The following is a 26,524-nucleotide window of genomic DNA, read 5'->3' as shown; positions in this document are numbered from 1 at the left end:
AACAGATGAGGTTCGGAGATGGGAAGATTTTTTGGATTTATGTTATTCTGCATCGGAATCGGAATGGTGATCGGTATGCTGATAAAAGAAAGCGCTGTTATCATAATTTCCGCCGGGCTTTGCCTGTTGTGCGGATATCATATGTTTTGCAGATAAGCAGGTTCCATACAGGTTCCTGCTTTTTCTGTTCTTTTACAAAAAAAAGGCCCCCGCAATTCTGCGGGGGTAGCCAGGAAATTTATGCTCTTTCCACTTTTCCGGATCTCAGACAAGAAGTACATACATACATCTTCTTTGCACCGCCGGTAGCGGTTTTAACTTTTACGGACTTCACATTTGATTTCCACATTTTATTGGATCTTCTATGGGAATGACTTACATTATTTCCGAAATAAGCACCTTTTTCACAAACTGCGCATTTAGCCATGATAGCACCTCCTTGACGCTTTTTTTCAACAGGTTTTATTTTAACAGATGAATTTCCCTTTTGCAAGCAAAAAAAGGAAAAATATAAAAATAATATTCCTTTTTCTACAAAAAGAGGTTATAATACTTTCATAATATTAAATTGGAGGTACCTATATGAATGGACGTATAGATTCCGGATTGGGACAGATCGTCATTGATACGGATGTTATTGCAACCTACGCAGGCAGTGTTGCAGTTGAATGTTTTGGTATTGTTGGTATGGCTGCAGTCAGCATGAAAGACGGTCTTGTAAAGCTTCTTCGCAAGGACAGCCTGAAGCACGGCATCAGTGTCAAGATCACCGAAGATAATAAAATCTGCCTGAATTTCCATGTCATTGTCGCATATGGTGTTAACATCAGTACAATTGCTGATAATCTGGTCAGTAGTGTCAAATATAAAGTAGAAGAATTCACAGGCATGGAAATAGAAAAAATCAACATCTATGTGGAAGGCGTTCGCGCAATAGATTAAGTATTTAGAGGAGGAACTTGTGGTGATTATTAAAACCATAGATGCCAAAGTACTTTCCAGAATGTTCCTGGCAGGAGCCAAGAATCTGGAAGCCAAAAAAGAATGGATCAATGAATTAAACGTATTCCCTGTACCAGATGGGGATACCGGTACAAATATGACAATGACGATCATGTCTGCAGCAGGAGAAGTAAGCGCACTGGATAACCCTGATATGGAGACACTTGCAAAGGCAATTTCGTCTGGTTCACTTCGTGGAGCCCGCGGAAACTCCGGTGTTATCCTTTCCCAGCTTCTGAGAGGATTCACAAGAAGTGTACACAAATCCAAGGAACTTGATGCTCTCGCAATTGCAGCTGCTATGGATAAAGCGGTAGAAACTGCATATAAAGCAGTTATGAAACCAAAAGAGGGAACAATTCTTACCGTGGCTCGTGAAGCAGCATTGAAAGCAGCTGAAATAGCACCTGCTGCCGAAGACCTTCAACCATATTTCGAAGAAATTTTTGCTCATGCGGAAGCAACACTTGCACGTACACCAGAAATGCTTCCTGTTCTTAAAGAAGCAGGTGTTGTAGATTCCGGTGGGCAGGGACTTCTCGAAGTACTCCGTGGTGCGATGGATGGTTTCCTTGGCAAAGAAGTAGATTACAATGATTTCCAGAAAACCGGAAGTACTCCTGTAACCAAAATTTCTCCTCAGGCAGAGGCTGATATCAAGTTTGGTTACTGTACAGAATTTATTATCCTTCTTGATAAAGAAATGCCGATTGAAGAGGAACATTCTTTCAAAGAATTTCTTACATCCATCGGTGATTCAATTGTACTTGTTGCTGACGATGAAATTGTTAAAGTACATGTGCACACCAATCATCCCGGTCAGGCAATTGAACGTGCCCTGACATATGGAGCTCTTTCCCGTATGAAAATTGACAATATGCGTGAAGAGCATCAGGAAAAACTCATAAAAGATGCCGAAAACCTCGCCCGCCAGCAGGCAGAAGAAGAAAAGGAACTGACTCCGCCTAAAGAAACTGGTTTTATTGCCGTATCTGCCGGCGAGGGACTTTCTGATATCTTTAAAGAACTTGGAACCGATTACCTTATTGAAGGCGGTCAGACAATGAATCCAAGTACAGAAGATATGTTAAACGCTATCGAAAAAGTTAATGCGAAAAATATATTTATTTTCCCGAACAACAAAAATATCGTTCTCGCTGCCAATCAGGCACGTGATCTGACAGAAGATAAAAATATTATTGTTGTTCCCACAAAAACAGTTCCGCAGGGAATCACAGCAATGATCAGCTTTGTCCCTGAAAAAACGCCCGAAGAAAATGAACAGGAAATGCTGGAAGCAATCTCAAAAGTCAGAACCGGACAGATTACTTACGCAGTACGTGACACAAGAATTGACGATAAAGAAATTCATGAAGGTGACATCATGGGAATCGGTGACAACGGCATCCTTGCAGTCGGTTCAAGTAAAGAAGATGTGGCAAAACGCACTGTAGATGCAATGATGTCAGATGAAGCAGAAGTAATCAGTATCTATTATGGCGCAGATACTTCTGAAGAAGATGCCGAAACTCTTGCTTCAACTCTTGAAGAAGCTTATCCTGACTGCGAAGTAGAAATCAACAAGGGCGACCAGCCTATTTACTACTATATACTTTCTGTAGAGTAACTGCCATGGGAGAAAGTTTAAGAACCTTAAAAGGTGTAGGAGAAAAAACAGAAAAACTTTTTCAGAAAATCGGAATTTTTGACACTGAGGATCTTATCCGTTATTATCCCAGAAATTATGATACTTATGAAACGCCGGCCAATATCGCAGACCTTAATGAGGGGACAGTCAAATCTGTCTCCGCTGCGGTATGTACCGGCGTTTATGTAAGTTCAGGACGAGGAAAACAGATCATTACAACAACTGTTGCTGATTCCAGCGGAAAGCTTTCTGTTATCTGGTTTAATATGCCATATCTTCGCACCCAGCTCAAGAAAGGCAGTTCCTTCGTTTTTCGTGGAAAGATTACCCGAAAACAAAATCGTCTTCAGATGGAACAGCCGGAAATTTTTACACCTGCGGCCTATGAAGAAATTCTTCACAGTCTGCAGCCTGTTTATAGCCTGACAGCCGGACTTTCAAATAAAACTATTACCAAAATGGTACAGCAGCTTCTCGGAAAATTTACTATGCATTCCGAATATCTTCCACAGGAAATAAGAGAGCATTATGAGCTTGCAGACATTAATTACTGTCTCAGAACAATACATTTTCCCAGAAATATGGAGGAACTGCTTGTTTCCCGAAAAAGACTTGTTTTTGATGAGTTTCTTTTTTTCATTCTTTCAGTCCAGATGCTGAAAGAACAGACAGAAAAAGCCCACAACACTTTTCCAATGCACGAAACATGGACAACAGAACAGATTATAGAAAATCTCCCATATAGGCTGACAGGCGCACAGTTGAATACCTGGCATGAAATAGAGTGTGATCTGTCCGGCCAGACCCTTATGTCGCGCCTTGTACAGGGCGATGTAGGAAGCGGCAAAACGATTATTGCATTTCTTGCAATGGTACTTGCGGCGGAAAATGGCTGTCAGGCAGCTCTGATGGCTCCTACCGAGGTTCTTGCCCGTCAGCATTATGAAGGATTTATGGAACTGAAGGCCAACAATGACCTGTCTTTTGAAACTGTACTTCTTACCGGAAGCACAACTGCACGGGAAAAACGGGAAATTTATGCAAAAATTGCTTCAGGAGAAGCTGTTATCATCATTGGAACTCATGCGCTTATTCAAGATAAAGTCATCTATCATAAACTTGGCCTCGTTATCACTGATGAACAACACCGTTTCGGTGTCAAACAGAGAGAGGCTCTTTCTACAAGAGGTAATCCTCCTAATATCCTTGTTATGAGTGCTACACCCATTCCCAGAACTCTTGCTATAATTCTCTACGGCGATCTGGATATTTCTGTCATTGACGAACTGCCGGCAAGACGGCTCCCAATTAAAAACTGTGTTGTAAATACAGGATACAGACCCAAAGCTTATTCTTTTATAGAAAAACAGATCCGTGAAGGGAGACAGGCATATATCATCTGTCCAATGGTAGAAGAGAGTGATGGGCTTGATGCTGAAAATGTACTCGACTATACGCAGCAGATTCAGAAAATCTTTCCTTCTGATATCAATATACAGTATCTGCACGGCAAAATGAAAGCAAAAGAAAAGAACAGTATTATGGAAGCTTTTGCATCGGGCGAAATTCAGATTCTTGTTTCTACAACAGTAGTAGAAGTAGGCGTAAATGTTCCAAATGCCACTGTAATGATGGTTGAAAATGCAGAGAGATTCGGCCTGGCTCAGTTGCATCAGCTTCGAGGACGTGTCGGACGTGGAGAGTATCAGTCTTATTGTATCTTTATTCAGGGTAATAATGAAGAAACCACTTCCAAACGTCTCGAGATTCTGAATAAATCGAATGACGGTTTTTATATCGCAGGTGAAGATCTGAAACTGCGAGGACCTGGTGATCTCTTTGGCATACGTCAGAGCGGAACCATGGAATTCCGTATCGGAGATATTTATAATGACTCCGCCATTCTTAAATCTGCCAGCGAAGCCGCAGCAGAAATTCTTGCCCTGGATCCGGATCTTTCACTTGAGCAGCATCAGAAACTCAAGGAGCAGTTAACATCTCTCCAGAAAGATTCTCTTGACAATCTTGGCCTGTAAATTACCTTTTCAGCAGCATGTAAAAGGCAGCTGAACAGTAGTTCTGACTGTTCTTATCTTAAATAAAATCTTGCAAATTTCAGGGAAACGTAGTATCCTAAAACGGTAATTTAATCAATACACCTTGTAAGGAGGCTATTATGGCTACAAAAACAACTACAAAAAAAGCAGAAACCAAGACAACTACTGCAAATACAGCTATCGAAAAAGAGGCTCCTGCAAAACTTGCTGCAAAACCTACCAAAACAGAACCTGCCAAAACAACAGTAACTGATACAGCTGCTGAAAAACCTGTTAAAAAGGCTCCTGTTAAAAAAATCACAGAAGCAAAGACAGAAAAAAAAGCTCCTGCAAAGAAAACTGCTGCAAAAAAACCTGCTGCAAGAAAAACTACTGCAAAGAAAACAGTTACTGTTAACACCGAAGTATATGTTCAGTGGCTCGGAAAAGAAGTAGATTCCAAAACCATCGTAGACAGCATCAAAAAAATCTGGACAGAAGAAATGGGCAAAAAGGAATCTGAACTGGTAGATTTAAAAGTATACATCAAACCGGAAGACAATGGCGCACATTATGTTATCAATGGCGATATCACCGGTTTCATTGGCTTATAATCCTATACAGGTGCAGTAAACATACCCCGGACAACAACTGTTGTCCGGGGTTTTTCTTATGCATACATATATAAAGCATCTTTTCTTTTGAATCTGCACTATACATTTTTCTTAAAACGTGGTAAAATACCACCAGTTTTATTTTACTTTAAAACGATAAAATTGAAAACTCGTTACTTCTCGCAGTAACAAGAATACCAGAAGGGGGAACCTATGTTATCAACCATTGAGGCTGTAAATTCAGCTGTAAACAATTTTATTTGGGGTGTTCCGGCAATGATTTGCATTATCGGTGTCGGTCTTTACCTCAGCATTCGTACCAATTTTCTCCAGATTCGAAAATTTCCCTATGCAATAAGAACTACTTTAGGACGTATGCTCCGCAAGAGAGAAGCTTCCGATGGGAGCATGACACCTTTTCAGGCAGTCTGTACAGCTCTTGCCGCAACAGTCGGTACCGGAAATATTGCCGGTGTAGCCGGTGCAATTGCCATAGGAGGCCCAGGTGCTGTATTCTGGATGTGGATTTCAGCTATCCTTGGAATGTGTACAAAATTTTCAGAGGTAACACTTGCCGTACACTTTCGTGAAACAAACGATCTCGGTGAATTCGTTGGAGGTCCCATGTACTACATAAAAAACGGTCTAAAAAAGCACTGGCACTGGCTCGCATATCTTTTTGCAGCTTTTGGTGTACTGACTGTATTTGGAACCGGAAATGCCACTCAGGTCAACACAATCACCACTGCCATTGACTCTGCTCTGTTAAACTACAATGTTATATCTCTGGGCAGTGTCTCTAACGTAAATCTTGCACTTGGTATTTTTCTTGCGATTCTTGTAGGTCTTGTTCTCCTTGGCGGAATCAAACGTATCGGACATGTTGCAGAAAAACTTGTTCCTTTTATGGCTCTTTTCTATATCATTCTTTCACTTGGTGTGGTTTTATTAAACATCAATCATGTTCCGGCTGTTTTTGCTTCTATTATCAAAGGTGCTTTTACACCGGCATCTGTCACAGGCGGAGCAGTAGGAAGTTTCTTTATGAGTATGAAAAAGGGCGTATCCAGAGGTATTTTTTCCAACGAAGCCGGACTTGGTACAGGTTCCATTGCACATGCATGTGCAGATACACATAAGCCTGTTAAACAGGGATTGTTTGGTATTTTCGAAGTTTTTACAGATACCATCGTAATTTGTACACTCACTGCGCTTGTAATTCTCTGCAGCGGAGTTCCGGTTTCCTATGGTGAAGCAGCAGGAGCTGAACTTACAATTCTCGGCTTTACTTCCACATATGGAAACTGGGTATCCATTTTCACTGCAGTTGCAATGTGCTGTTTTGCATTTTCAACTATTATTGGCTGGGGACTTTACGGTGCACGATGCATTGAATTTTTATTTACCTCAAAAATAATCAAACCTTTTATGGTTGCATATTCCCTGGTAGCTATTCTCGGTGCCACCGTTGACCTTGGCCTTCTTTGGAATATTGCTGAAACATTTAACGGACTCATGGCAATTCCCAACCTGATTGCAGTATTCCTGCTTTCCGGAGTTGTTGTGAAGCTTTTAAAAGAGTATTTTGAAGGAGAGGCCAAAAACGCCTGAAACCGTGTCACTCTGCAGCCGAATATCGGTCACAGAACAACACGGTTCCGGATATTTCAGTTTCCTGACTGATCAGTTATATGGTTTTTAATACTGACCGTTCTGAGAACCGCCGGACATCTGGCGTTCCTGAGCTTCGATCATTCTTTTTACCATATAGCCTCCGACAGATCCGTTCTGTTTGGAAGTCAGGTTTCCGTTGTAACCATCAGAAAGAGGTACACCAAGTTCATTTGCCACTTCAAATTTAAAGCGGTTAAGTGCTCCTTTTGCTTCAGGTACAACTGCTTTGTTAGAAGAAGTATTTTTGTTAGACATATTGATTTCCTCCTTGGTTTTGGATTTTGATGTTACAATGCTAGTATATGTTTCTTCAAAAAAAATACACTGGTATTTCCTGTATAAAATACCAGATTTTCAAAATATTAATATTCTATGAACTTTGTATGTTTTTCAAGATTTAATTGCACTTTTTTTAGTAATTTGTTATAATTATAGAGAATTGGAGTGTATAAAAAAAACCAGTAATGTATTGGTGAAAATGGAGAGATGAACGATGAATTTAGGAATCATTGCACACAACAGTAAAAAAGTACTTATCGAAGATTTCTGTATCGCCTATAAGAATATTCTCGCCAAACACGAGGTTTATGCGACAGGAACCACCGGAAGAAGAATTGAAGAAGTTACCAACCTTCATGTACACAAATTTCTCGCCGGTAGTATTGGTGGCGATAAACAGTTTATGGAAATGGTTGAACGTCAGGATCTTGATATGGTAATTTTGTTTTACAATCCGGTCATGATTGATCCCAAAGAACCGGACATCGCATCTATTGTTATGAGATGCGATCAGTATAATATACCGGTGGCCACAAACATTGCCACAGCCGAACTCCTTATCCTCGGTCTGGCACGTGGTGACCTTGATTGGAGATTAAATCTGAAATGAGAGTAATTGCAGGAAAAGCCAGGCGTCTTCCATTAAAGACTGTACCTGGAACAGATACAAGACCGACAACTGACCGAATTAAAGAAACGCTGTTCAACATTCTGCAGCCCGAAATAGCAGACTGCCGTTTTCTGGATCTTTTCAGCGGAAGCGGGGGAATCGGCATAGAAGCACTGAGCAGAGGGGCCGATTCTGCAGTTTTTGTTGAAAAAAATCCCAAAGCATGTAAATGTATCAGAGAAAATCTTTCATTTACAAAACTTGCTGAACATGGTAAACTTCTGAACATGGATATTTTACAGGCGCTCCGTACTCTGGAAGGGGAAGAGGCGTTTGACTGTATTTTTATGGATCCGCCATACAATCATGACCTTGAAAAACAGGTACTGGAATATCTCAGCAAAAGTTCACTTGCAGATGAATCTACGCTGATCATCATAGAAGCTGACCTTTCCACTGAGTTTTCCTATCTCGAAGATCTGGGGTTTGAACTGGCCAGATCCAAAGAATACAAAACAAATAAGCATGTTTTTGTGCATAAAAGAAAGTGAGAATACACATGGTAACAGCAGTATATCCTGGCAGCTTCGATCCGGCCACATACGGACATCTGGACGTAATCAGACGTGCCAGTGTTTCTTTTGACCGTGTAATCGTGGGTGTTTTGCATAATTCTGCAAAAAGTCCGTTGTTTTCTGTAACGGAACGTGTTAATATATTAGAAAAGGCTACAGAAGATATACCAAATGTGATCATAAAACCATTTAATGGTCTTTCTGTAAATTTTGCCAGAGAAAACCAGGCCCAGGTCATAGTACGTGGGCTTCGTGCGGTTACAGATTTTGAATACGAGCTTCAGATGGCTCAGACAAACCGTGTTCTGGCTCCTGATGTGGATACTATATTTCTGACTACAAGCCTGGAATATGCCTATGTAAGTTCCACAATTATGAAAGAAGTGGCACGTTTCGGCGGTGATCTGACAAAGTTCGCTCCACCGGAGATTATCGACGCTTTACGCAGAAAACTGCAGGACGAAAAAGAGAAAATATAAGGAGAATGTACTATGAGCAGCAGAATTGAACAGATTATTGATGAAATTGATGAATTTATAGAGAGCTGTAAATTTCAGCCTTTATCTGCAACTAAAATTATTGTAAATAAAGAAGAAATCGAAGAACTTCTGAGAGAACTTCGTCTTAAAACGCCTGATGAGATCAAACGTTATCAGAAAATCATCAGCAATAAAGACGCTATCCTCGAGGATGCTCAGTCCAAAGCAGATGCTCTGATCGCAGATGCTCAGGCAAAAGCACAGGAACTTGTTACACAGCATGAGATCATGCAGAAGGCATATGCTCAGGCAAACGAAACTATCAATGCAGCCAACAAGCAGGCACAGGAAATCCTTGATTCCGCAACACAGGATGCCAACAGCATTCGTCTCAGTGCTATCACATATACAGACGATATGATGGCAAATATTGGGTCTGTACTTAATCAGACACTTGAAGATGCCGGCGGTAAATACAAAGGATTTATTGAATCACTCCAGAACTGCCTTGATGTAGTAAACCACAACCGTCAGGAACTTGCACCTCAGACAGCTCAGGCAGCAGCAATCACTGGTTCCTATCATGAAGACGAAAAGGACTCTGATGATGATCTTTTAGATGATCTTGGCGAAAATTAAAATCAGTATAACTGAAACAGTTGCACTGAAGATTTTGGCTGAATAGTACAGGTGGAGTGACAGTTTCCTGCTGACAATACTTCGTGTTTGTGCAGCAACACACAATCCTCCCATGACAGTTACTGGAACAATACAGAGATATTTAATTTCTGTTGGAAATGGTATAATGCTCAATGCCCGTATTCCGGTAGTCATTTCCATGAATCCGAGCAGTATACAGCAGGAAAGTTCCCCTTTATTCCAATATTCCTTAACTGCAGCGGCTAAAATCGAAAACAAAAGTATATATCCTCCTAAACGGGTGATTGTTTCAAAGCCATTCATAATGGAGACATCCAGAAGGGCTCCTGGAGAGCTTGATATGGAAGTCTCTATTTTTGTCTGTTTAGAATCAGTAACATCTTTACTGATATACAGATATCGAAAAAAGATCATTGTAATAAACGCTGACAGATATATAATTAAAAATGTTTTTCCAACAGAAACCTGTTTTTTCATACATATATTTACCACATATGTATTTATAAATGCCGGGCTGGGTTGATTTACAAATGTAAGAAGATATTCAGCTTCCGATCGGCTAATCTTCCCGACTTCATACAGATCAGAAGTAACTTTCGCTCCCATCGGATAACCACAGAGCCATCCTGTAAGCAGAGCATACGAACCGGACGGAGAAATTCCCCAGACATTTTTCCAGAAATATTTCATCGGATTCAGCATCTTTTCAATCATTCCTGTACCAGTCAGAATATTCGTCAGAATTACAAATGGCAAAAACGTAGGAATCAATGTATTTAACCACAGATTTAATCCTTCTCTTGCAGCTTCCAGAGCCTGCAAAGGACAAAATAGTAAATAGAGCAGTAATACCAGTATACCTGCAAAAAGTAATAATTTTTTCATTTACATATATGTTTTTTTCTTAATATATGGTACATATCTGACAGATATGTCAGCAAAATATAAGTAAGAGTTCATAATGGAGGAAATCGATATGAGAGCATTAGAAAACTGTGAACCCAAAAGAGTATTTTATTACTTTGAGGAAATCTGTAAAATTCCTCACGGATCAGGCAACACAAAGCAGATCAGTGATTACCTTGTAAGTTTTGCCAAAGACCATGACTTTGACTATGTTCAGGATGCAGCCAATAATATTGTCATTTATAAACCTGCCACAGCAGGATATGAAAATGCACCCACTGTAATCCTTCAGGGACATATGGATATGGTCTGTGAAAAACGTCCGGATGTAAACCATGATTTTACAAAAGATCCTTTAAATATTTCTGTAAAAGACGGATATATTACAGCTAATGGAACCACACTTGGCGGCGATGACGGAATTGCAGTTGCCTATGGTCTCGCTCTTCTTGACAGCACAGATATTCCTCATCCGGCACTGGAATTACTTATTACAGTAGACGAAGAAATCGGCCTTCTCGGTGCTGTAGACTTTGATTGCAGTGTTCTGAAGGGAAAACGCATGATCAATATGGATTCTGAAGCAGAAGGAAGTCTTTGGATCAGCTGCGCAGGCGGTCTTTCAGCTGTAAGTCATATTCCTGTACAGAGGGTAGAAGCACAGGGCGAAAAACTTGAAATCAAAATCTGCGGTCTTAACGGTGGACATTCTGGATCTGAAATTGACAAAAAACGCGCAAATGCCAATATTTTAATGGGACGATTTCTCTATTCTCTGAAGGCTCATGCTGATTATGAAATTATTTCCATGACAGGCGGTCAGAAAAACAATGCAATTACCCGCGAGGCAGTATGTGAAATTCTGACAGGAGAAGAGGATTTTGAAGAAATCAATGCATGTGCACACAAAATTCAGGCAAATCTTCGTGCGGAATATGCCGAAAGTGATGACGAAATCACAGTTCAGATTAAGGAATGCGGTCTTTCTTCAGCACAGGTTCTTCACCCTTCCAGCAGAGAAAGAGTTATCTTTTATCTGATGCAGGTTCCTTTTGGCATTCAGAAAATGAGTGGAAGCATTGATGGTCTTGTAGAAACCTCCACTAATATCGGAATTGTCAAACTTGATGAAAAAGAATTTTACGCTAATTCAGGAGTACGTAGTTCTGTAGAATCTGCAAGAGATGCCTTATCTTGCAAAATCCAGTATCTGACAGAATTCCTTGGTGGAGAATATGAAACTGAGGGAGCATATCCTGCCTGGGAATACCGCAAGGAATCACCTCTCCGTGACAAAATGGTTTCTGTATATGAATCCATGTATGGCGAAAAGCCTAATGTTGTTGCTATTCATGCAGGACTTGAATGTGGTCTGTTTTACAAAAAAATCGAAGGACTGGATTGTATTTCACTCGGACCTGATATAAAAGACATCCATACCTCAGAAGAAGTTCTTGATATTGCATCAACTGAACGTGTATGGAATTATCTCGTAAAAGTTCTTGCTGCATTAAAAGACTGATTTTTCCTAAAGCTCCGGTGTATGCCGGAGCTTTTTCAGTCATTAGTATCTGTGGTTCCTGCATAAAATGAATAAAAATCCCTGGTAACAGCCTATGCCCAGACGCATTTTCTTTGTATCTCTGTTTCTTTTTTTCATAATTTATTTTACAGCTTTTATATCACAGTTAAGCATAGAACGTAGTTATACGTCTGTTCTTACTTTTCATACCTGTTCTACAGAGGCATTCCGCAGACAGGAACTCCGTCCATATCTCTATACATCTCTTATTGAAGAAACAGACTCAAAAGACGACTGGATCAACCGGCTTACTTCACTGATGCTGGACTCCGATTTCCGCCCTGATAGTTCTTTCCATATTATCCAGAGAAACAGCTTCTGTCAAAAATTCAAACCACGTGAATATCAGTTTCTGAAAAACTGTTATCAGGCAATCTGGAAGGATCTGATCTTTTTTCCTGTATCTTCAGACAAAATATTTTTTTCAAATGACTGGCTAAAAGAATCCGGGTGTAATGGAAATTCCTCACATCAGGGGACGGACCTCTGGGGATATTTACATTATCCGGGATATTTTCCTGTCATCAGCTGTTCTGATGGAACAGTAATTCAGTCTGGCTGGACAGCCGATGACGGATATCAGCTTCTTATACAGAGTCCTTCCGGTGGTTTTTTTTATTATTCCATGCTTTCTTCTTTTGAAAGAAACTGGAGCCGTGGAAATTCTGTCTCCGCAGGGGATATTCTCGGATATATGGGAAATTCAAGACATATTTTTTCTCACGCATTTAAAAATGAACTTTCCTGCCTGCATTTTGGAATATTTATAAATGATATTCAAAAACAGAAAGTCAGTGTGAACCCTTACTGGATTCTCAGAGTGATCCATAAAAAAATAAGAAACTATACATATTGATAACATATCTCATTCGAAATATGCTATAATGTAATGAAAGTTCGTTTAGGACTTCACAGCAACAAGTTTTCAAGGAGCGATTTTATGGAAATACAATTATGGAGAAGTATTTTATGTCCATATGAACTTGCAGTCCGTGAACTGGTAGTCAAGTTTGAACATATTATAGAAGAACACAGACAGAATGATCTTTATCCCCCTATTGAACAGGTAAGCGGAAGAGTCAAAAGTGTATCCAGCATTCTGGAAAAAATGCAGCGTAAACATATCCCCATGGAGCGCATGGAAGAAGAAATAGAAGATATTGCCGGTGTTCGCATTATCTGTCAGTTTGAGGAAGATATTGATACAGTTGCCGCCCTGATACAGAAGCGCAGCGACATGGTGATCAAAAGCGAAAAGAATTATCTCAAGCATATCAAGCAAAGTGGGTACCGCAGTTATCATCTTATCATTTATTATACAGTTAATACCATCAACGGTCCCAAAAGACTTCAGGCTGAAATCCAGATTCGTACAATGGCAATGAATTTCTGGGCTACCATCGAACATTCTCTCCAATATAAATATAAGGGAGAAATGCCGCCTCACGTTGCGGACCGCTTAAGCAAGGCGGCAGATGCCATTATTGCACTGGATCAGGAAATGTCTTCTGTCCGTGATGAGATCATGGATGCACAGAATTCCTCTCAGACTCAGTCCAATCTGGTCAAAGACATTCTGCTTAGCATCGAAAACTTATATAAAATATCCAACAAACGGGAAGTCAGCAAAATACAGGACGAATTCCTGCGGGTTTTCCGTACAAAAGACCTTCAGCAGCTTGCACGTTTTCACAGACAGCTTGATATTATCGCTGAAGGATACCGCGCCCAGAGCGTATCATTTTAGGAGTATAGATACATGCAGGATTTTTTACCGGTAACAAAAAAAGAAATGATTGAAAGAGGATGGGATGAGGTAGATTTTGTTTATCTTACCGGAGATGCCTATGTAGACCATCCTTCTTTTGGTGCGGCCATTATCAGCCGCCTTCTGGAAAGCAGAGGCTACCGTGTTGGCATCATTCCACAGCCTGACTGGCGAAAGAAAGAGAGCATTCAGATATTTGGCGAACCCCGCCTTGGTTTTCTTGTAACAGCCGGAAATATGGACTCTATGGTCAACCATTACACGGTCTCCAAAAAGCACCGCCAGAAAGATGCCTATTCACCTGGAGGACAGATGGATCTTCGTCCTGATATGCCAACTGTCGTATACAGCAATCTGATACGTCAGACATACAAAAAAACGCCAATCATACTCGGTGGAATCGAAGCAAGTCTCCGCCGCCTTTCTCATTATGACTACTGGGAGAACCGGATCAGACACAGTGTACTTCTTGATTCAGGCGCAGACCTTATCTCTTATGGAATGGGTGAACATTCTATTATTCAGATTGCAGAAGCTCTCCAGAGTGGAATCCCTGTAAATGAGATCACATATGTCCCCGGAACCGTATATAAAGCCGGAGATCTTTCACGGGCTTATGATCCCATAGAACTTCCTTCCTATGACGAAGTATCCAAAAGCAAAACTTCTTATGCAGCAAGTTTTGCCATACAATATAGAAATACAGATCCTTTTACAGCCAAACCTCTTGCCGAAAATTATGGTTCCAGAGGCTATATCATCCAAAATCCACCGGCATTTCCTCTGACACAGCAGGAAATGGACGATGTTTATGATCTGCCTTATACCGGAACTTATCATCCTATGTACGAAAAGCAGGGGGGGATCCCTGCACTGGAGGAGATCCGCTTCAGCCTTACAAGCAACCGTGGGTGCTTTGGAGGCTGTAATTTCTGTGCCCTGACCTTTCATCAGGGAAGAATTCTTCAGACACGAAGTCATGCATCTATTCTGAAAGAAGCAGAATCTATAACAAGGGATCCTGACTTTAAAGGATATATTCACGATGTGGGCGGTCCAACGGCAGATTTCAGACAGCCTTCCTGTCAGAAACAGCTCACAAAGGGTGTCTGTCAGAACAGACAGTGCCTTTTTCCTGAACCTTGCCCAAATCTGACGGTAGATCATTCAGATTATGTATCATTACTCCGTAAACTTCGTAACGTACCGGGTGTCAAAAAAGTATTTGTCCGGTCAGGAGTACGTTTTGATTATGTTATGGCTGATAAAAATCCTGTTTTCCTACAGGAACTTGTAGAACATCATGTAAGCGGACAGCTTCGTGTTGCACCTGAACATGTTTCAGATCATGTACTTCACTATATGGGAAAACCCTCCCACCAGATTTATCAGAGATTTTTAAGCGCTTACGAAAAAGCCAATGCCCAAACCGGCAAAAAACAGTACGCAGTACCTTATTTTATGTCTTCTCATCCGGGTTGTACCATGAAAGAGGCAGTAAAACTGGCTGAATATGTTCGGGATCTGGGATTTACTCCTGAACAGGTTCAGGATTTTTATCCCACACCGTCAACGCTTTCAACATGCATGTACTATACTGGAATCCATCCACTTACAGGTGAAAAAGTTTATGTTCCAAAGGATCCTCATGAAAAGGCGATTCAGCGGGCTCTTATGCAGTACAAAAACCCGGCAAACCGCAGACTTGTAATGGAAGGTCTTAAAATCGCCGGCCGTATGGATCTTGTCGGATTCGGTCCCAAATGTCTGATCCGCCCGGAAAAAGCAAGAGGAGAGAAGCAGTCATCTGCATCTTCCTCCAGTCGCAAAAACCGTCATAAAACTATTCGCAATACCCATAAAAAGAAACAAAAATAAGGAGTTTATTAATGAGCAAAACAAAACAGATTGTCCCTAAAGGCGATTTCGGTTACCTGCAGGCTGAAAAGAAACGCCGGATCATAATTACTGTCCTTCTGTTTGCAGCACCACTGATTATTTTTTTTACTGCCCTGATATATTTTAAAACACGGCTGACCGTATGGACTGTCATTGCAGTAGTCGGATGTCTTCCGGCATGCAAATCCCTGGTCAGTCTTATCATGATCTTTCGGTGCAAACCTGTAGAACCGGAAATTTACCGACAGATAAATGCACATTCCGGCAATCTGACCATGGCATATGAAATGTTTATGACATTCTATGAAAAAAGTGCCTCAATAGACGCTTTTGCCATTTGTGGAAATGTCGTAGTAGGATTCAGCAGTGATCCGAAAATCGACACTGCTTTCATGGAACAGGAATGTCAAAAAATACTTCGTGGAAATGGCTTCAAGGCTACGGTCAAGATTTTTACCCGCCTGAATGCATTTCTTGAACGTCTGGATTCCATGAACGAACACAGAGAATCTCTGGAAGAGGGCATTAAATTCCGTCCTGATGAAAAATATCCGGAACTTTCCAGAAACGAACTGATCAAACACACAATCCTTGCCCTCTGTCTGTAGGTGACATATGAAAGAATTTCTTATAAATGAAAATGAAGCAGGCCAGCGTTTTGACAAATATCTCACCAAGCTTATGAAAGAAGCACCCAAAAGTTTTTTTTACAAAATGCTGCGCAAAAAAAATATCACACTGAACGGTAAAAAAGCCACCGGCAATGAAAAGCTTCAGACAGGCGATACTGTACGGCTGTTTCTGAGCGATGAAACTTTTTATAAATTCAGCCCACATGAAACTTTTTCCTATCCGGTCATTCCTCTGGATATTATCTATGAAGATGATGATATCCTGCTGATCAATAAACCGGCCGGAATGTTATCGCAGCCTGATGACAGCCATGAACCGTCTCTGGTTGAGTATACTATTGGCCATCTGTTAAATATCGGTGCGCTGGAAGAAAAAGATCTTCATACTTTCCGGCCTTCTGTCTGCAACCGTCTGGATAAAAACACCAGCGGAATCATTGCAGCAGGCAGATCTCTCGCCGGCCTTCAGGAGTTGTCCGTACTTTTTCATGACAGAATTTTGCACAAAGATTACCTGTGTATCGTTAAAGGTGTTATTTCTGAGAAAAAACATATTCATGGATATCTGCATAAAGATCATGCAAATAACAAAGTTACTGTTTACAAAACAGAGCAGCCGGGAACCCAGCCCGTGGACACCCTGTATACCCCTCTGGGAAACAACGGAAGAGTAACACTTCTGAAGGTAAGACTCATCACAGGACGAACACATCAGATACGTGCACACCTGGCTTCCGTCGGGCATCCGCTCATGGGAGATACCAAATATGGAAACAACAATTTTAACCGGGACTGTCAGAGCCGTTACCACCTGAAACATCAACTCCTGCATGCATGGCAGCTGACCTTTCCCGAAATGAACGGAAAACTTGCCCGACTGTCCAACAGAAGATTTCAGGCGGCTTTGCCGACACAGTTTCAGCATATATTAAAAGAAGAACAATTAGAGGAGAGTTATCATGAAAATTTGGAATGAAATCTGGGATTATGTAAAAATGATCATTATTGTGGTGATCGTAGTTCTTATTGTAAATAATGTTATTCTTATCAATGCCAAAATCCCATCTGAATCTATGGAACAGACTATCATGACAGGCGACCGTATCTTTGGATTCCGTATGGCATATGGAATTAATTTCGACTTTTTTGGAAAACATATTTCCAAAAAAATGAAAGATCCGGAACGTTATGATATCATCATTTTCAAATTTCCCGATGATGAAAGCCAGCTTTTTATCAAACGACTGATTGGTCTTCCAGGAGAAACTGTAGAAATCAAAGACGGAAAAGTTTATATTGACGGAGAATACCGTCCTGAAGCCAATGACTACTGCCCGGAAACACCTACCGGAAATTACGGACCATATACAGTTCCGGAAAACAGTTATTTCATGATGGGAGACAATCGTGAATATTCCAGAGACTCCAGATTCTGGAACAATACTTTTGTATCATTTGATGAAATTGTAGGTAAGGCGGTTATCCGTTATTATCCTTCTATTACATTACTGAAATAGGGATATATTTTATGGCAACATGGAATAGCCGTGGACTCCGTGGTTCTACCCTGGAAGAACTTGTCAACCGCACCAATGAACAATACGCAGAAAAAGGACTTGCTCTTATCCAGAAAATTCCTACACCAATCACTCCTGTAAAGATGGATAAAAACAGCCGTCACATCACACTTGCATATTTTGAGCAGAAAAGTACCATCGACTATATCGGTGCCGTGCAGGGTTTACCTGTGTGTTTTGATGCAAAAGAATGTTCAATTGATACATTTCCCCTCAGTAATATCCATCCTCATCAGGTTGATTTCATGAATGCCTTTGAAAAACAGGGTGGAATTTCCTTTTTTCTGATCTTTTACAGTAGCAGAAATCTATTTTATTATCTGCGTCTCAGAGATCTCATGAAATTCTGGAATCGCATGAATGAGGGCGGTCGTAAAAGTTTTCGCAGGGAAGAACTTGATGAGGGGTTTTATCTGAAAAAGCAAAGTGGTTTTCTGGTTCCTTATCTGGAGGGAATCCAAAAAGATTTGAATTTGCGGGATTGACAAAAAATAGATATTCTACTATAATTTTGTGTGTTTCATATAGTAACATGGTAGCATGTTAAAGTGCTTCCTGTGAGGAGGAAATTATTATGCAGCGAATTTTTCATACACCAGAAGGTGTAAGGGATATTTATAATGAAGAATGCAGCCAGAAACATCATCTGGAGCAGGAAATCCACCAGGTGTTTGACAGTTACGGATATTCAGAAATTGAAACACCTACTTTTGAGTTTTTTGAAGTTTTCAGCAGGGAGGTAGGCACTGTACCTTCCCGTAATCTCTATAAATTTTTTGACCGTGAGGGAAACACCCTTGTTTTACGCCCTGACTTTACCCCTTCCGTTTCCAGAGCGTGTGCTACATATTTTAATCCTGATCAGGAAGTCGTAACTCTTTCCTATACAGGACAGGCATTTATTAACAGTTCCAGCTATCAGGGACGTCTGAAAGAGACAACACAGATGGGTGTGGAACGTATCGGTGACAATTCTCCAGAAGCTGATGCTGAACTTCTGGCCATGACTGTTGAATGTCTTTTGCGTTCCGGCCTTAAAGAATTTCAGGTCAGTGTAGGACAGGTTGATTATTACAAGTCTCTTCTTACAGAAGCAGACCTTGATGAAGATGCAGAAGAAAGACTCCGTTCCCTGATTTCCCAGAAAAATTATTTCGGTGTGGAAGACCTTACTGATGAACAGAATATGAAACCGGAACTTGCAAAAGCCTTTCAGTCTCTTCCACATTTATTCGGTTCTTATGACGTACTTGAAAAAGCCCGCAATCTTACCTCCAACATTAAGGCAATTGAAGCAGTAGAACGACTTGAAGAAATCTACGAAATTCTCAAAATCTACGGTTATGAGAAATATATCAGTTTTGATTTCGGTATGGTAAGTAAAATCCAGTATTATACAGGTATCATTTTCCAGGCATATACTTATGGTACAGGTGAACCACTTGTCAAAGGCGGTCGTTACAACGATCTTCTGAAACATTTTGGCAAACCTGCTGCCTCCATTGGTTTTGTTATCATGGTAGACAGTCTTCTTACTGTTCTCTGCAGACAGAAAATACACGTAGAGTCAACTCCGGCGCCAGTTGTTATCACATACAACAATTCCACCAGGAAAAATGCCATCATTGAAGCACAGAAACTCCGCCGTCAGGGAACTTCTGTTGCACTACGCCGTGAAAAGGAGGATTGCTGATATGCGATATCTTACAATAGCACTGACAAAAGGAAGACTTGCACAGAAGACTCTTGATATGTTTGAACAGATTGGAATTACCTGTGAGGAAATGAGAGACAAAAATTCACGTAAACTTATTTTTGTAAATGAAGACCTCAAACTGAAATTTTTCCTTGCAAAAGGTCCTGATGTTCCAACTTACGTAGAATATGGTGCTGCTGATATTGGTGTTACGGGAAAAGATACCATTCTCGAAGAGGGACGCAAATTATATGAAGTTATGGATCTTGGATTTGGCAAATGCCGTATGTGTGTCTGTGGTCCCGAAAGCGCCAGAGAACTTCTCCACAACAATCAGCTGATCCGCGTAGCTACCAAATACCCTAACATTGCAAAAGACTATTTCTATAACATCAAACATCAGACTGTGGAAATCATCAAACTGAATGGTTCCATTGAACTCGCCCCTATCGTAGGACTGTCAGAAGTAATCGTTGATATTGTAGAAACCGGAAGTACACTTCGTGAAAACGGCCTGAAAGTTCTCGAAGAAGTATGCCCGCTTTCTGCCCGTATGGTAGTAAACCAGGTGAGTATGAAAATGGAAGATGAACGTATCCGAAAACTTATTCAGGATCTCAGAAATGTGGTTCGCTGACAGTTGCTTCGAACAGAACGAAGCTTAACTGATACTATAACAACAATGTCCTTAAACCGGACAGAAGGGATGATAAAAATGCGTATTATTTCTCTTACAAAAGAAAGTACAAAAGATATTCTGGACAATCTGCTGAAAAGGAGTCCCAATAACTACGGAAAATTTGAATCCGCAGTAGCAGACATCCTTGAACATGTAAAAAACGAGGGAGACAAAGCTCTTTTTTCTTACACAAAAGAATTTGACAAAACGGAGATTTCTGCTGAAACTATCCGTGTCACAGATGAAGAAATTCAGGAAGCCTATCAGCTGGTTGAACCGGCTCTTATCGATGTTATTCGTAAGGCACTTGTCAACATCAGAAGTTATCACGAAAAGCAGTGTCAGAACAGCTGGTTTACTTCTGAAACAAATGGAACTATGCTTGGACAGAAAATTACCGCTCTGGAACGGGTAGGTGTATATGTTCCTGGTGGAAAAGCTGTTTATCCTTCTTCCGTTCTTATGAATATTGTACCTGCCAAAGTAGCCGGAGTTGATCAGATTGTTATGACAACACCGCCTGGAAAAGATGGAAAAGTTAATCCTTCTACTCTTGTAGCCGCAAAAGAAGCCGGTGCTGACGAAATATATAAAGTCGGTGGCGCACAGGCAATAGGGGCGCTTGCATACGGTACAGAAAGTATTCCCAAAGTTGACAAAATTGTAGGACCAGGTAATATTTTCGTTGCACTTGCCAAAAAGGCAGTTTATGGTTATGTAAGCATTGACTCTATCGCAGGTCCAAGTGAAATTCTTGTTCTTGCTGATGAAACAGCCAACCCGAGATATGTGGCTGCTGACCTTCTTTCACAGGCAGAACATGATGAACTCGCATCTGCAATCCTTATCACAACCAGCAGGAAATTTGCCGAAAAAGTAAGTGAAGAAGTAGATGGCTTTGTTCAGATTCTTTCCCGAAAGGAAATCATTCAGAAATCCCTTGATAATTTCGGTTATATTCTTATTGCAGAAGATATGGATGAAGCAATTGAAGCAGCAAATGCCATAGCATCTGAGCATATGGAAATCGTAACTGCCAATCCATTTGAAGTTATGATGAAAGTCCGCAACGCCGGAGCTATCTTTATTGGCGAAAACAGTTCCGAACCTCTGGGCGATTATTTTGCGGGTCCTAACCATGTTCTTCCTACAAACGGCACTGCTAAATTCTTCTCAGCTCTGTCTGTAGATGATTTTGTAAAGAAATCCAGTATTGTATATTATTCCAAAGATGCTCTCCGCAAAATCCACAAAGATATCGAACAGTTTGCAACTTCCGAACAGTTAACTGCCCATGCCAATTCAATAGCTGTACGATTTGAAGACGAAGAGAAGTAGGAGGAAACATGTCAAGAAAAGCTTCTATTGAACGAAATACCAAAGAAACAGAAATCAAACTGAATCTGAATCTGGATGGCACCGGATATTCTGATATTGAAACAGGTGTCGGATTCTTTAATCATATGCTGGATGGCTTTACAAGACACGGTCTTTTTGATCTTTCTGTTCGTGTTCATGGCGATCTGGAAGTAGATGACCACCATACGATCGAAGATACCGGAATCGTTCTTGGCACTGCCATAAAAGAAACTGTCGGAGACAAAAAAGGTATCCGGCGTTACGGAAGCTGTATTCTTCCCATGGATGAAGCACTTGTTCTCTGTGCGGTAGACCTTTCCGGCCGTCCTTATTTTTCCTGGGATGCTGAATTTACTTCCGAAAAAATCGGAGATATGTCCACAGAAATGATAAAAGAATTTTTCTACGCAATTTCCTATACCAGTGGAATGAACCTTCATATCAAAGTACTGACAGGCGGAAACAGCCACCACGTTGCAGAGGCCATGTTTAAAAGTTTTGCAAAAGCACTTGACCAGGCCGTATCTTTTGACCCACGTATTACAGACGTTCTTTCAACCAAAGGCAGCCTGGCATAGGAGGACATTATGAACAATACTTATGAAAGTAAGATTAAGTGGGATGATTTCAAACTTAACAGTGATGGACTGATTCCTGTTGTTGTCCAGGACTACCAGAATAATCAGGTACTTATGGTTGCATATATGAATGAAGAGTCTTTTACCCTCACGGTACAGACAGGAAAAATGACCTACTGGAGTCGAAGCCGCCGTGAACTCTGGATAAAAGGACTCACTTCAGGGCATTTTCAATATGTAAAATCTCTGTATCTGGACTGCGACAATGACACAATTCTTGCAAAAGTTGAGCAGATCGGTGCTGCCTGCCATACTGGAAGCCGCAGTTGTTTTTTTAAACCATTACTTGAAAAGTCAGACAATGAGCGTTAAAATATATATAAGAAACGACTACACCTCCCGGGGAAAGTTTAATTTCCCCGGGACTTTGTGTATTCATAACATTTTGATCAGAAGGAGCATGTATGAATTCTAAAAAGCATTCCCACGTAAGAAAAAGCAGATACACTGCACCGGCTGCCGCACGATCTTCCAGCCACCAAAAATCAGCCAGACCACAGCATATTTCAGATTCACTGATTCAGCATAATACCAGAGCCTCTGTCAAACCCACCCATAGCTCTGACAGCAGGAAACGAAACATTCCTTTTAAATTATTCGTTGGTATCTTTTTCTGCCTTGTAATCCTGTCTATAGTTATTTTTGCTGTAAAATCCGGTATTTCCCGTTTTCATTCCTCTTCCGGAGATATCACGGTTTCTGCAAAAATTACTGACACACCAGACGAGATGCTTGAAATGGAAAAACTTAAGGATATCAATTTCCAGCCTCACTGTACAGATTCCACAAAACCTGAAAATCTTATCAGTTATACAGACATCGAAGTAAATGATACTGTTCTGGATAATGTATCCGATTACAAAGCTGACTCTGATATTGAATTCGCATATGGAGACAGCTATACCGATGTCAAAGGCATAGTAACTTTCCGCGGAAATAACTTTCGTGATACCGCTGCCTATGGCTATTCAACAATGAAAGATTTTAAGCTGAATCCCAAATGGTCTCATGATACAGGTTCTTTAAGTTCCGGTGATACTGCCTGGACAGGAAGCGGATGGACCGGCCAGCCACTGATGATGAAATGGCCAAAAGACATCAAACAGCATATGAACATGTACGACAATGCCAAAGCTGATGATGACCTGGTAGAAGTAATTTATGCCTGTATGGACGGTTATGTATATTTTCTTGATCTGAAGACGGGTGAACCGACAAGAGATCCTCTGTATCTTGGCTTTACTTTTAAAGGGGCTGGTGCGCTTGATCCAAGAGGCTACCCCATCATGTATGTAGGTGCAGGATATAACAGTAATGAAGGAACTGCACGGGTATTTGTAATTAATCTCCTTGACTGCAGTATTATGTACACTTTTGGCGATAATGATGAGTTTTCTCTTCGCGGTTCTTTAAGCTTCTTTGACGGATCTGCTCTGGTTGATGCAGAAACAGATACACTTATTTACCCCGGTGAAAACGGTATCCTATATCTGATCCATCTAAATACACAGTATGATCAGGCAGCTGGAACACTTTCCATTTCTCCTGACAAAACCGTTAAATGGCATTATTACGGAACCCGATCCAGTACAGAATCTTTCTGGGTAGGAATGGAAGACAGTGCTGCAATCTACAAAGGCTATTTGTTTATTGCTGATAATGGTGGAAATTTTATGTGCCTGAATCTTAACACACTGGAACTGGTATGGGTTCAGGATGTCCTGGATGATTCTAATTCAACGCCTGTTCTTTCTGTTGAAAACAATCACCTCTACGTATATATAAGTACTTCATTCCGCCTGGGTTGGAGAAGCTACGACACAGCTACCATTCCTATATGGAAAATAGATGCGGAAACGGGTGAGATCCTGTGGCATACAGATTATGAGTGCACAACAGATGACGGTGTATCCGGCGGTGTGCAGTCCACCATTGCCAGCGGCCGAAACAGTCTGGCTGACTATATTTATGTCACAGTATCAAAAACCAGTGATAATGCCTCTGGTGTCCTTGTCTGCCTTAACAAAAATACAGGTGAAAAGGTATGGGAACATAATTCTTCATATGCATGGTCTTCCCCTGTATGTGTTTATACAAAAGACGGAACAGGTAAGATTCTCTACTGCACAAGTGCGGGAGATATGCATCTCCTCGACGGAAAAACAGGCACTGTTCATGATACCATTTCTATCAGTGACGGTGTAATTGAAGCTTCACCTGCTGTATATGGAAGCTATGCTATAGTTGGAACACGTGACTGTAAAATCTGGGGAATTAAACTGCAGTAAAAACGTAAAAATACAAAAATATTTTCGAGAAATAAATGGTTCTATTCACAAAAATCCTGGTTTATAAGTTTATGCCAGGGTTTTTGTTGTTTTTGTTGTTTTTGTTGTTTTTGTTGACATTAATGGCCGTAACGTTTATAATGTGACCGTCGAAAGAATTTATTAAATAAGTAAAGGCAGGTGAACAGAATGGATAATTGTGATTCTCACGGGCGAAGTAGATGCACAGGATGGAAGAGCGAAACAGTCTGTGAAGTAAATTATCGCATTCTGTTTTTTAAATAATGATATATTTATATCTTTTCAATTCTTATTACTCTTTTTATCCTGTATATCCCCGGAACACAATTTGATCAAACCAAAGAAACAAACATGTTTTATTCAGAAACATGCTTTTTTGCGTGCCATTCATTCTATGATTTTTATGAAGAATGGTTTTAATGTGCTGTTCTGATAGAATATGTAAAGAAAAAAGGAGGATAAGATGGAAAAAAGAGTACAGGATTATAAAAACGACATCCTCAAAATTGTCAGAGGAACTTTCTCTCCTGCAATGATGTCCAGACAGCTGCAGGATTTCCACGAAAATGACATCGCAGATGTCATGTCTGAACTTACAGTCGGAGAAAGATGTAAACTGTATCGTATTCTGGATATGGACACTTTATCTGATATTCTGGAATATCTGGATGAAGAAGAAGCAGTTACTTATCTTGAAGAAATGAATATAAAAAAAGCTGCTGCAATTCTTTCAAAAATCGAAACAAACGTTCTGTCAGATATTCTGCAGAAATTTGACAAGGATAAGCGCCGTATATTAATAGAACTTCTGGATGACAATGTCCGTCATGATATCGAAATGATCAATTCATTTGATGACGAGGAAATCGGCAGCAGGATGACAACAAACTGCATTATCATTCATGAAAATATTACTGTTAAAGAAGCTATGAACGAACTGGTTTCACAGGCAGCTCAAAACGATAATATTTCCACGATTTTTGTTGTAAATTCAAACCAGGAATTTTTTGGTGCTATTGATCTTAAGGATCTGATCATTGCCAGACGTGATCATCCTTTAAATGAACTTATTGTAACTTCATATCCATATGTATACGGTACATCTCTGATTGATGAATGTATTGAAGACCTCAAAGATTATTCAGAAGATTCCATACCTGTTCTGGATAATGAAAACCGGCTTCTGGGTGTTATAACTTCTGCCAGCATTGTTGATCTGGTTGATGATGAGATGGGAGATGATTATGCGAAACTGGCCGGTCTTACTGCTGAAGAGGATCTGAAAGAACCCCTGAAAGAAAGTATGAAAAAACGTCTGCCCTGGCTGATTATTTTACTTGGTCTCGGTATGATTGTTTCATCTGTTGTCGGTGTTTTCGAAAAAGTAGTTACTCAACTGCCAATCATCATGTGTTTTCAGTCGCTGATTCTTGATATGGCAGGTAATGTAGGTACACAGTCACTGGCTGTCACAATCCGTGTCCTGATGGATGAATCTCTGACAGGTAAACAGAAATTTGAACTGGTACTCAAAGAAATGCATATAGGTTTATGTAATGGCGGACTACTTGGAATTTTATCCTTTGTGTTAATAGGTCTGTATATCTTTATTTTCAAGGGAAAAACTCTTATATTTGCCTATGCTGTTTCAGGCTGCATCGGTCTGTCTCTGATGGTTGCAATGCTGATCTCAAGTGCTGTAGGTACCTGTATACCTTTGTTTTTCAAAAAGATACATATAGACCCTGCCGTAGCATCCGGCCCGCTTATTACAACAATCAACGACCTGGTTGCAGTTATTTCCTATTATGGATTAAGCTGGATTTTCCTCATAGAAATAATGCATATGGCCGGATAGTAATATTCTGAAATTCAGAGAACCTGCCACTGGCAGCTTCTCCC

27 protein-coding genes and 1 pseudogene are annotated in these 26,524 nt (G+C 40.5%); 25 read left to right on the top strand and 3 right to left on the bottom strand.

Annotation, left to right across the window (positions count from 1 at the left end; genetic code table 11):
- Positions 1-18: 18 nt before the first annotated feature.
- Positions 19-156, top strand: coding sequence for a hypothetical protein (locus tag ACTNB8_RS00540; protein ID WP_296155792.1), 138 nt, complete (start codon positions 19-21; stop codon positions 154-156).
- An 82-nt stretch (positions 157-238) separates the two neighbouring features.
- Here the strand turns inward: ACTNB8_RS00540 and rpmB are convergent, their stop codons facing one another.
- Positions 239-427 carry a 50S ribosomal protein L28 gene (gene rpmB / locus ACTNB8_RS00535; RefSeq protein ID WP_178416783.1) on the bottom strand — a complete coding sequence of 63 codons (189 nt, stop codon included), beginning with the start codon at positions 425-427 and terminating at the stop codon, positions 239-241.
- 155 nt (positions 428-582) lie between these two features.
- Here rpmB and ACTNB8_RS00530 point away from each other — a divergent pair, with 155 nt between their 5' ends.
- The 5 genes from ACTNB8_RS00530 to ACTNB8_RS00510 all read left to right on the top strand — a co-directional run bounded on the left by ACTNB8_RS00530 (position 583) and on the right by ACTNB8_RS00510 (position 6,911).
- A complete protein-coding gene (locus tag ACTNB8_RS00530) occupies positions 583-942 on the top strand; it encodes an Asp23/Gls24 family envelope stress response protein (RefSeq protein ID WP_296157372.1) in 360 nt (119 codons plus the stop codon).
- 22 nt (positions 943-964) lie between these two features.
- Positions 965-2,629: a DAK2 domain-containing protein gene (locus ACTNB8_RS00525; RefSeq protein ID WP_441051585.1), complete on the top strand. Its 1,665-nt coding sequence runs from the start codon at positions 965-967 to the stop codon at positions 2,627-2,629.
- Positions 2,630-2,634: 5 nt separating this feature from the next.
- Positions 2,635-4,686 carry an ATP-dependent DNA helicase RecG gene (recG, locus tag ACTNB8_RS00520; RefSeq protein ID WP_441051337.1) on the top strand — a complete coding sequence of 684 codons (2,052 nt, stop codon included), beginning with the start codon at positions 2,635-2,637 and terminating at the stop codon, positions 4,684-4,686.
- A 140-nt stretch (positions 4,687-4,826) separates the two neighbouring features.
- Positions 4,827-5,300 (top strand): DUF6465 family protein, encoded by a 474-nt coding sequence (locus tag ACTNB8_RS00515; protein WP_441051334.1) that lies wholly within the window; start codon positions 4,827-4,829, stop codon positions 5,298-5,300.
- 213 nt (positions 5,301-5,513) lie between these two features.
- Positions 5,514-6,911 carry an alanine/glycine:cation symporter family protein gene (locus tag ACTNB8_RS00510; RefSeq protein ID WP_441051332.1) on the top strand — a complete coding sequence of 466 codons (1,398 nt, stop codon included), beginning with the start codon at positions 5,514-5,516 and terminating at the stop codon, positions 6,909-6,911.
- A gap of 87 nt (positions 6,912-6,998) precedes the next feature.
- Here the strand turns inward: ACTNB8_RS00510 and ACTNB8_RS00505 are convergent, their stop codons facing one another.
- Complete coding sequence (locus ACTNB8_RS00505) at positions 6,999-7,229, bottom strand: alpha/beta-type small acid-soluble spore protein (protein WP_296157366.1); 231 nt, start codon at positions 7,227-7,229, stop codon at positions 6,999-7,001.
- 238 nt (positions 7,230-7,467) lie between these two features.
- On the opposite strand from ACTNB8_RS00505, the gene ACTNB8_RS00500 reads away from it, so the two are divergent.
- The 4 genes from ACTNB8_RS00500 to ACTNB8_RS00485 are packed head-to-tail and all read left to right on the top strand — an operon-like array spanning position 7,468 to position 9,556.
- On the top strand, positions 7,468-7,863 hold the full coding sequence (locus ACTNB8_RS00500) for a methylglyoxal synthase (protein ID WP_296157364.1): 396 nt from the start codon (positions 7,468-7,470) through the stop codon (positions 7,861-7,863).
- A complete protein-coding gene (gene rsmD, locus ACTNB8_RS00495) occupies positions 7,860-8,414 on the top strand; it encodes a 16S rRNA (guanine(966)-N(2))-methyltransferase RsmD (RefSeq protein ID WP_441051330.1) in 555 nt (184 codons plus the stop codon). Before ACTNB8_RS00500 ends, rsmD begins: the two co-directional genes overlap by 4 nt.
- An 8-nt stretch (positions 8,415-8,422) precedes the next feature.
- Positions 8,423-8,917 (top strand): pantetheine-phosphate adenylyltransferase, encoded by a 495-nt coding sequence (gene coaD, locus ACTNB8_RS00490; RefSeq protein ID WP_296157361.1) that lies wholly within the window; start codon positions 8,423-8,425, stop codon positions 8,915-8,917.
- Between the two features lie 12 nt (positions 8,918-8,929).
- The gene (locus ACTNB8_RS00485; protein ID WP_441051327.1) at positions 8,930-9,556 is read left to right on the top strand and encodes an ATPase; all 627 of its coding nucleotides are present in this window, start codon (positions 8,930-8,932) and stop codon (positions 9,554-9,556) included.
- Here the strand turns inward: ACTNB8_RS00485 and ACTNB8_RS00480 are convergent.
- Complete coding sequence (locus ACTNB8_RS00480) at positions 9,533-10,462, bottom strand: hypothetical protein (RefSeq protein WP_441051325.1); 930 nt, start codon at positions 10,460-10,462, stop codon at positions 9,533-9,535. The genes ACTNB8_RS00485 and ACTNB8_RS00480 overlap by 24 nt on opposite strands.
- Positions 10,463-10,553: 91 nt before the next feature.
- On the opposite strand from ACTNB8_RS00480, the gene ACTNB8_RS00475 reads away from it, so the two are divergent.
- From ACTNB8_RS00475 to mgtE, 15 genes and pseudogenes are all read left to right on the top strand, one after another.
- Complete coding sequence (locus tag ACTNB8_RS00475) at positions 10,554-12,005, top strand: aminoacyl-histidine dipeptidase (protein ID WP_441051323.1); 1,452 nt, start codon at positions 10,554-10,556, stop codon at positions 12,003-12,005.
- A 94-nt stretch (positions 12,006-12,099) separates the two neighbouring features.
- A complete protein-coding gene (locus tag ACTNB8_RS00470) occupies positions 12,100-12,921 on the top strand; it encodes a M23 family metallopeptidase (protein WP_441051322.1) in 822 nt (273 codons plus the stop codon).
- A gap of 84 nt (positions 12,922-13,005) precedes the next feature.
- Positions 13,006-13,812 (top strand): GTP pyrophosphokinase, encoded by an 807-nt coding sequence (locus ACTNB8_RS00465; protein ID WP_441051321.1) that lies wholly within the window; start codon positions 13,006-13,008, stop codon positions 13,810-13,812.
- 12 nt (positions 13,813-13,824) lie between these two features.
- Positions 13,825-15,711 carry a YgiQ family radical SAM protein gene (locus ACTNB8_RS00460; RefSeq protein WP_441051318.1) on the top strand — a complete coding sequence of 629 codons (1,887 nt, stop codon included), beginning with the start codon at positions 13,825-13,827 and terminating at the stop codon, positions 15,709-15,711.
- An 11-nt stretch (positions 15,712-15,722) separates the two neighbouring features.
- Positions 15,723-16,340 carry a hypothetical protein gene (locus ACTNB8_RS00455; RefSeq protein ID WP_441051315.1) on the top strand — a complete coding sequence of 206 codons (618 nt, stop codon included), beginning with the start codon at positions 15,723-15,725 and terminating at the stop codon, positions 16,338-16,340.
- 7 nt (positions 16,341-16,347) lie between these two features.
- On the top strand, positions 16,348-17,340 hold the full coding sequence (locus ACTNB8_RS00450) for an RluA family pseudouridine synthase (RefSeq protein ID WP_441051312.1): 993 nt from the start codon (positions 16,348-16,350) through the stop codon (positions 17,338-17,340).
- Positions 17,324-17,881, top strand: coding sequence for a signal peptidase I (lepB, locus tag ACTNB8_RS00445; RefSeq protein ID WP_441051310.1), 558 nt, complete (start codon positions 17,324-17,326; stop codon positions 17,879-17,881). Before ACTNB8_RS00450 ends, lepB begins: the two co-directional genes overlap by 17 nt.
- Positions 17,882-17,892: 11 nt before the next feature.
- The gene (locus ACTNB8_RS00440) at positions 17,893-18,426 is read left to right on the top strand and encodes a Holliday junction resolvase RecU (protein WP_441051307.1); all 534 of its coding nucleotides are present in this window, start codon (positions 17,893-17,895) and stop codon (positions 18,424-18,426) included.
- A gap of 89 nt (positions 18,427-18,515) precedes the next feature.
- Positions 18,516-19,634 (top strand): ATP phosphoribosyltransferase regulatory subunit, encoded by a 1,119-nt coding sequence (gene hisZ, locus ACTNB8_RS00435; RefSeq protein WP_441051305.1) that lies wholly within the window; start codon positions 18,516-18,518, stop codon positions 19,632-19,634.
- Between the two features lies 1 nt (position 19,635).
- Complete coding sequence (gene hisG / locus ACTNB8_RS00430) at positions 19,636-20,274, top strand: ATP phosphoribosyltransferase (protein WP_296157349.1); 639 nt, start codon at positions 19,636-19,638, stop codon at positions 20,272-20,274.
- Positions 20,275-20,352: 78 nt separating this feature from the next.
- Entirely contained in the window at positions 20,353-21,654 is a 1,302-nt protein-coding gene (gene hisD / locus ACTNB8_RS00425) for a histidinol dehydrogenase (RefSeq protein WP_441051303.1), read from the top strand.
- Between the two features lie 8 nt (positions 21,655-21,662).
- A complete protein-coding gene (gene hisB, locus ACTNB8_RS00420) occupies positions 21,663-22,253 on the top strand; it encodes an imidazoleglycerol-phosphate dehydratase HisB (RefSeq protein WP_441051301.1) in 591 nt (196 codons plus the stop codon).
- A gap of 6 nt (positions 22,254-22,259) precedes the next feature.
- Positions 22,260-22,619, top strand: a pseudogene (gene hisI, locus ACTNB8_RS00415) (phosphoribosyl-AMP cyclohydrolase); the annotation flags it as partial.
- A 98-nt stretch (positions 22,620-22,717) separates the two neighbouring features.
- On the top strand, positions 22,718-24,601 hold the full coding sequence (locus tag ACTNB8_RS00410; protein WP_441051299.1) for an outer membrane protein assembly factor BamB family protein: 1,884 nt from the start codon (positions 22,718-22,720) through the stop codon (positions 24,599-24,601).
- Between the two features lie 484 nt (positions 24,602-25,085).
- Positions 25,086-26,480 carry a magnesium transporter gene (gene mgtE, locus ACTNB8_RS00405; RefSeq protein WP_441051297.1) on the top strand — a complete coding sequence of 465 codons (1,395 nt, stop codon included), beginning with the start codon at positions 25,086-25,088 and terminating at the stop codon, positions 26,478-26,480.
- The last annotated feature ends 44 nt before the right edge of the window (positions 26,481-26,524 follow it).

The sequence above is a fragment of the Blautia sp. HCP28S3_G10 genome (assembly GCF_052065235.1).
Taxonomy (GTDB): domain Bacteria; phylum Bacillota; class Clostridia; order Lachnospirales; family Lachnospiraceae; genus Blautia_A.
The sequence above is the reverse complement of the archived record's forward strand: the minus strand, read 5'-3'. Positions and strand labels throughout refer to the sequence as shown.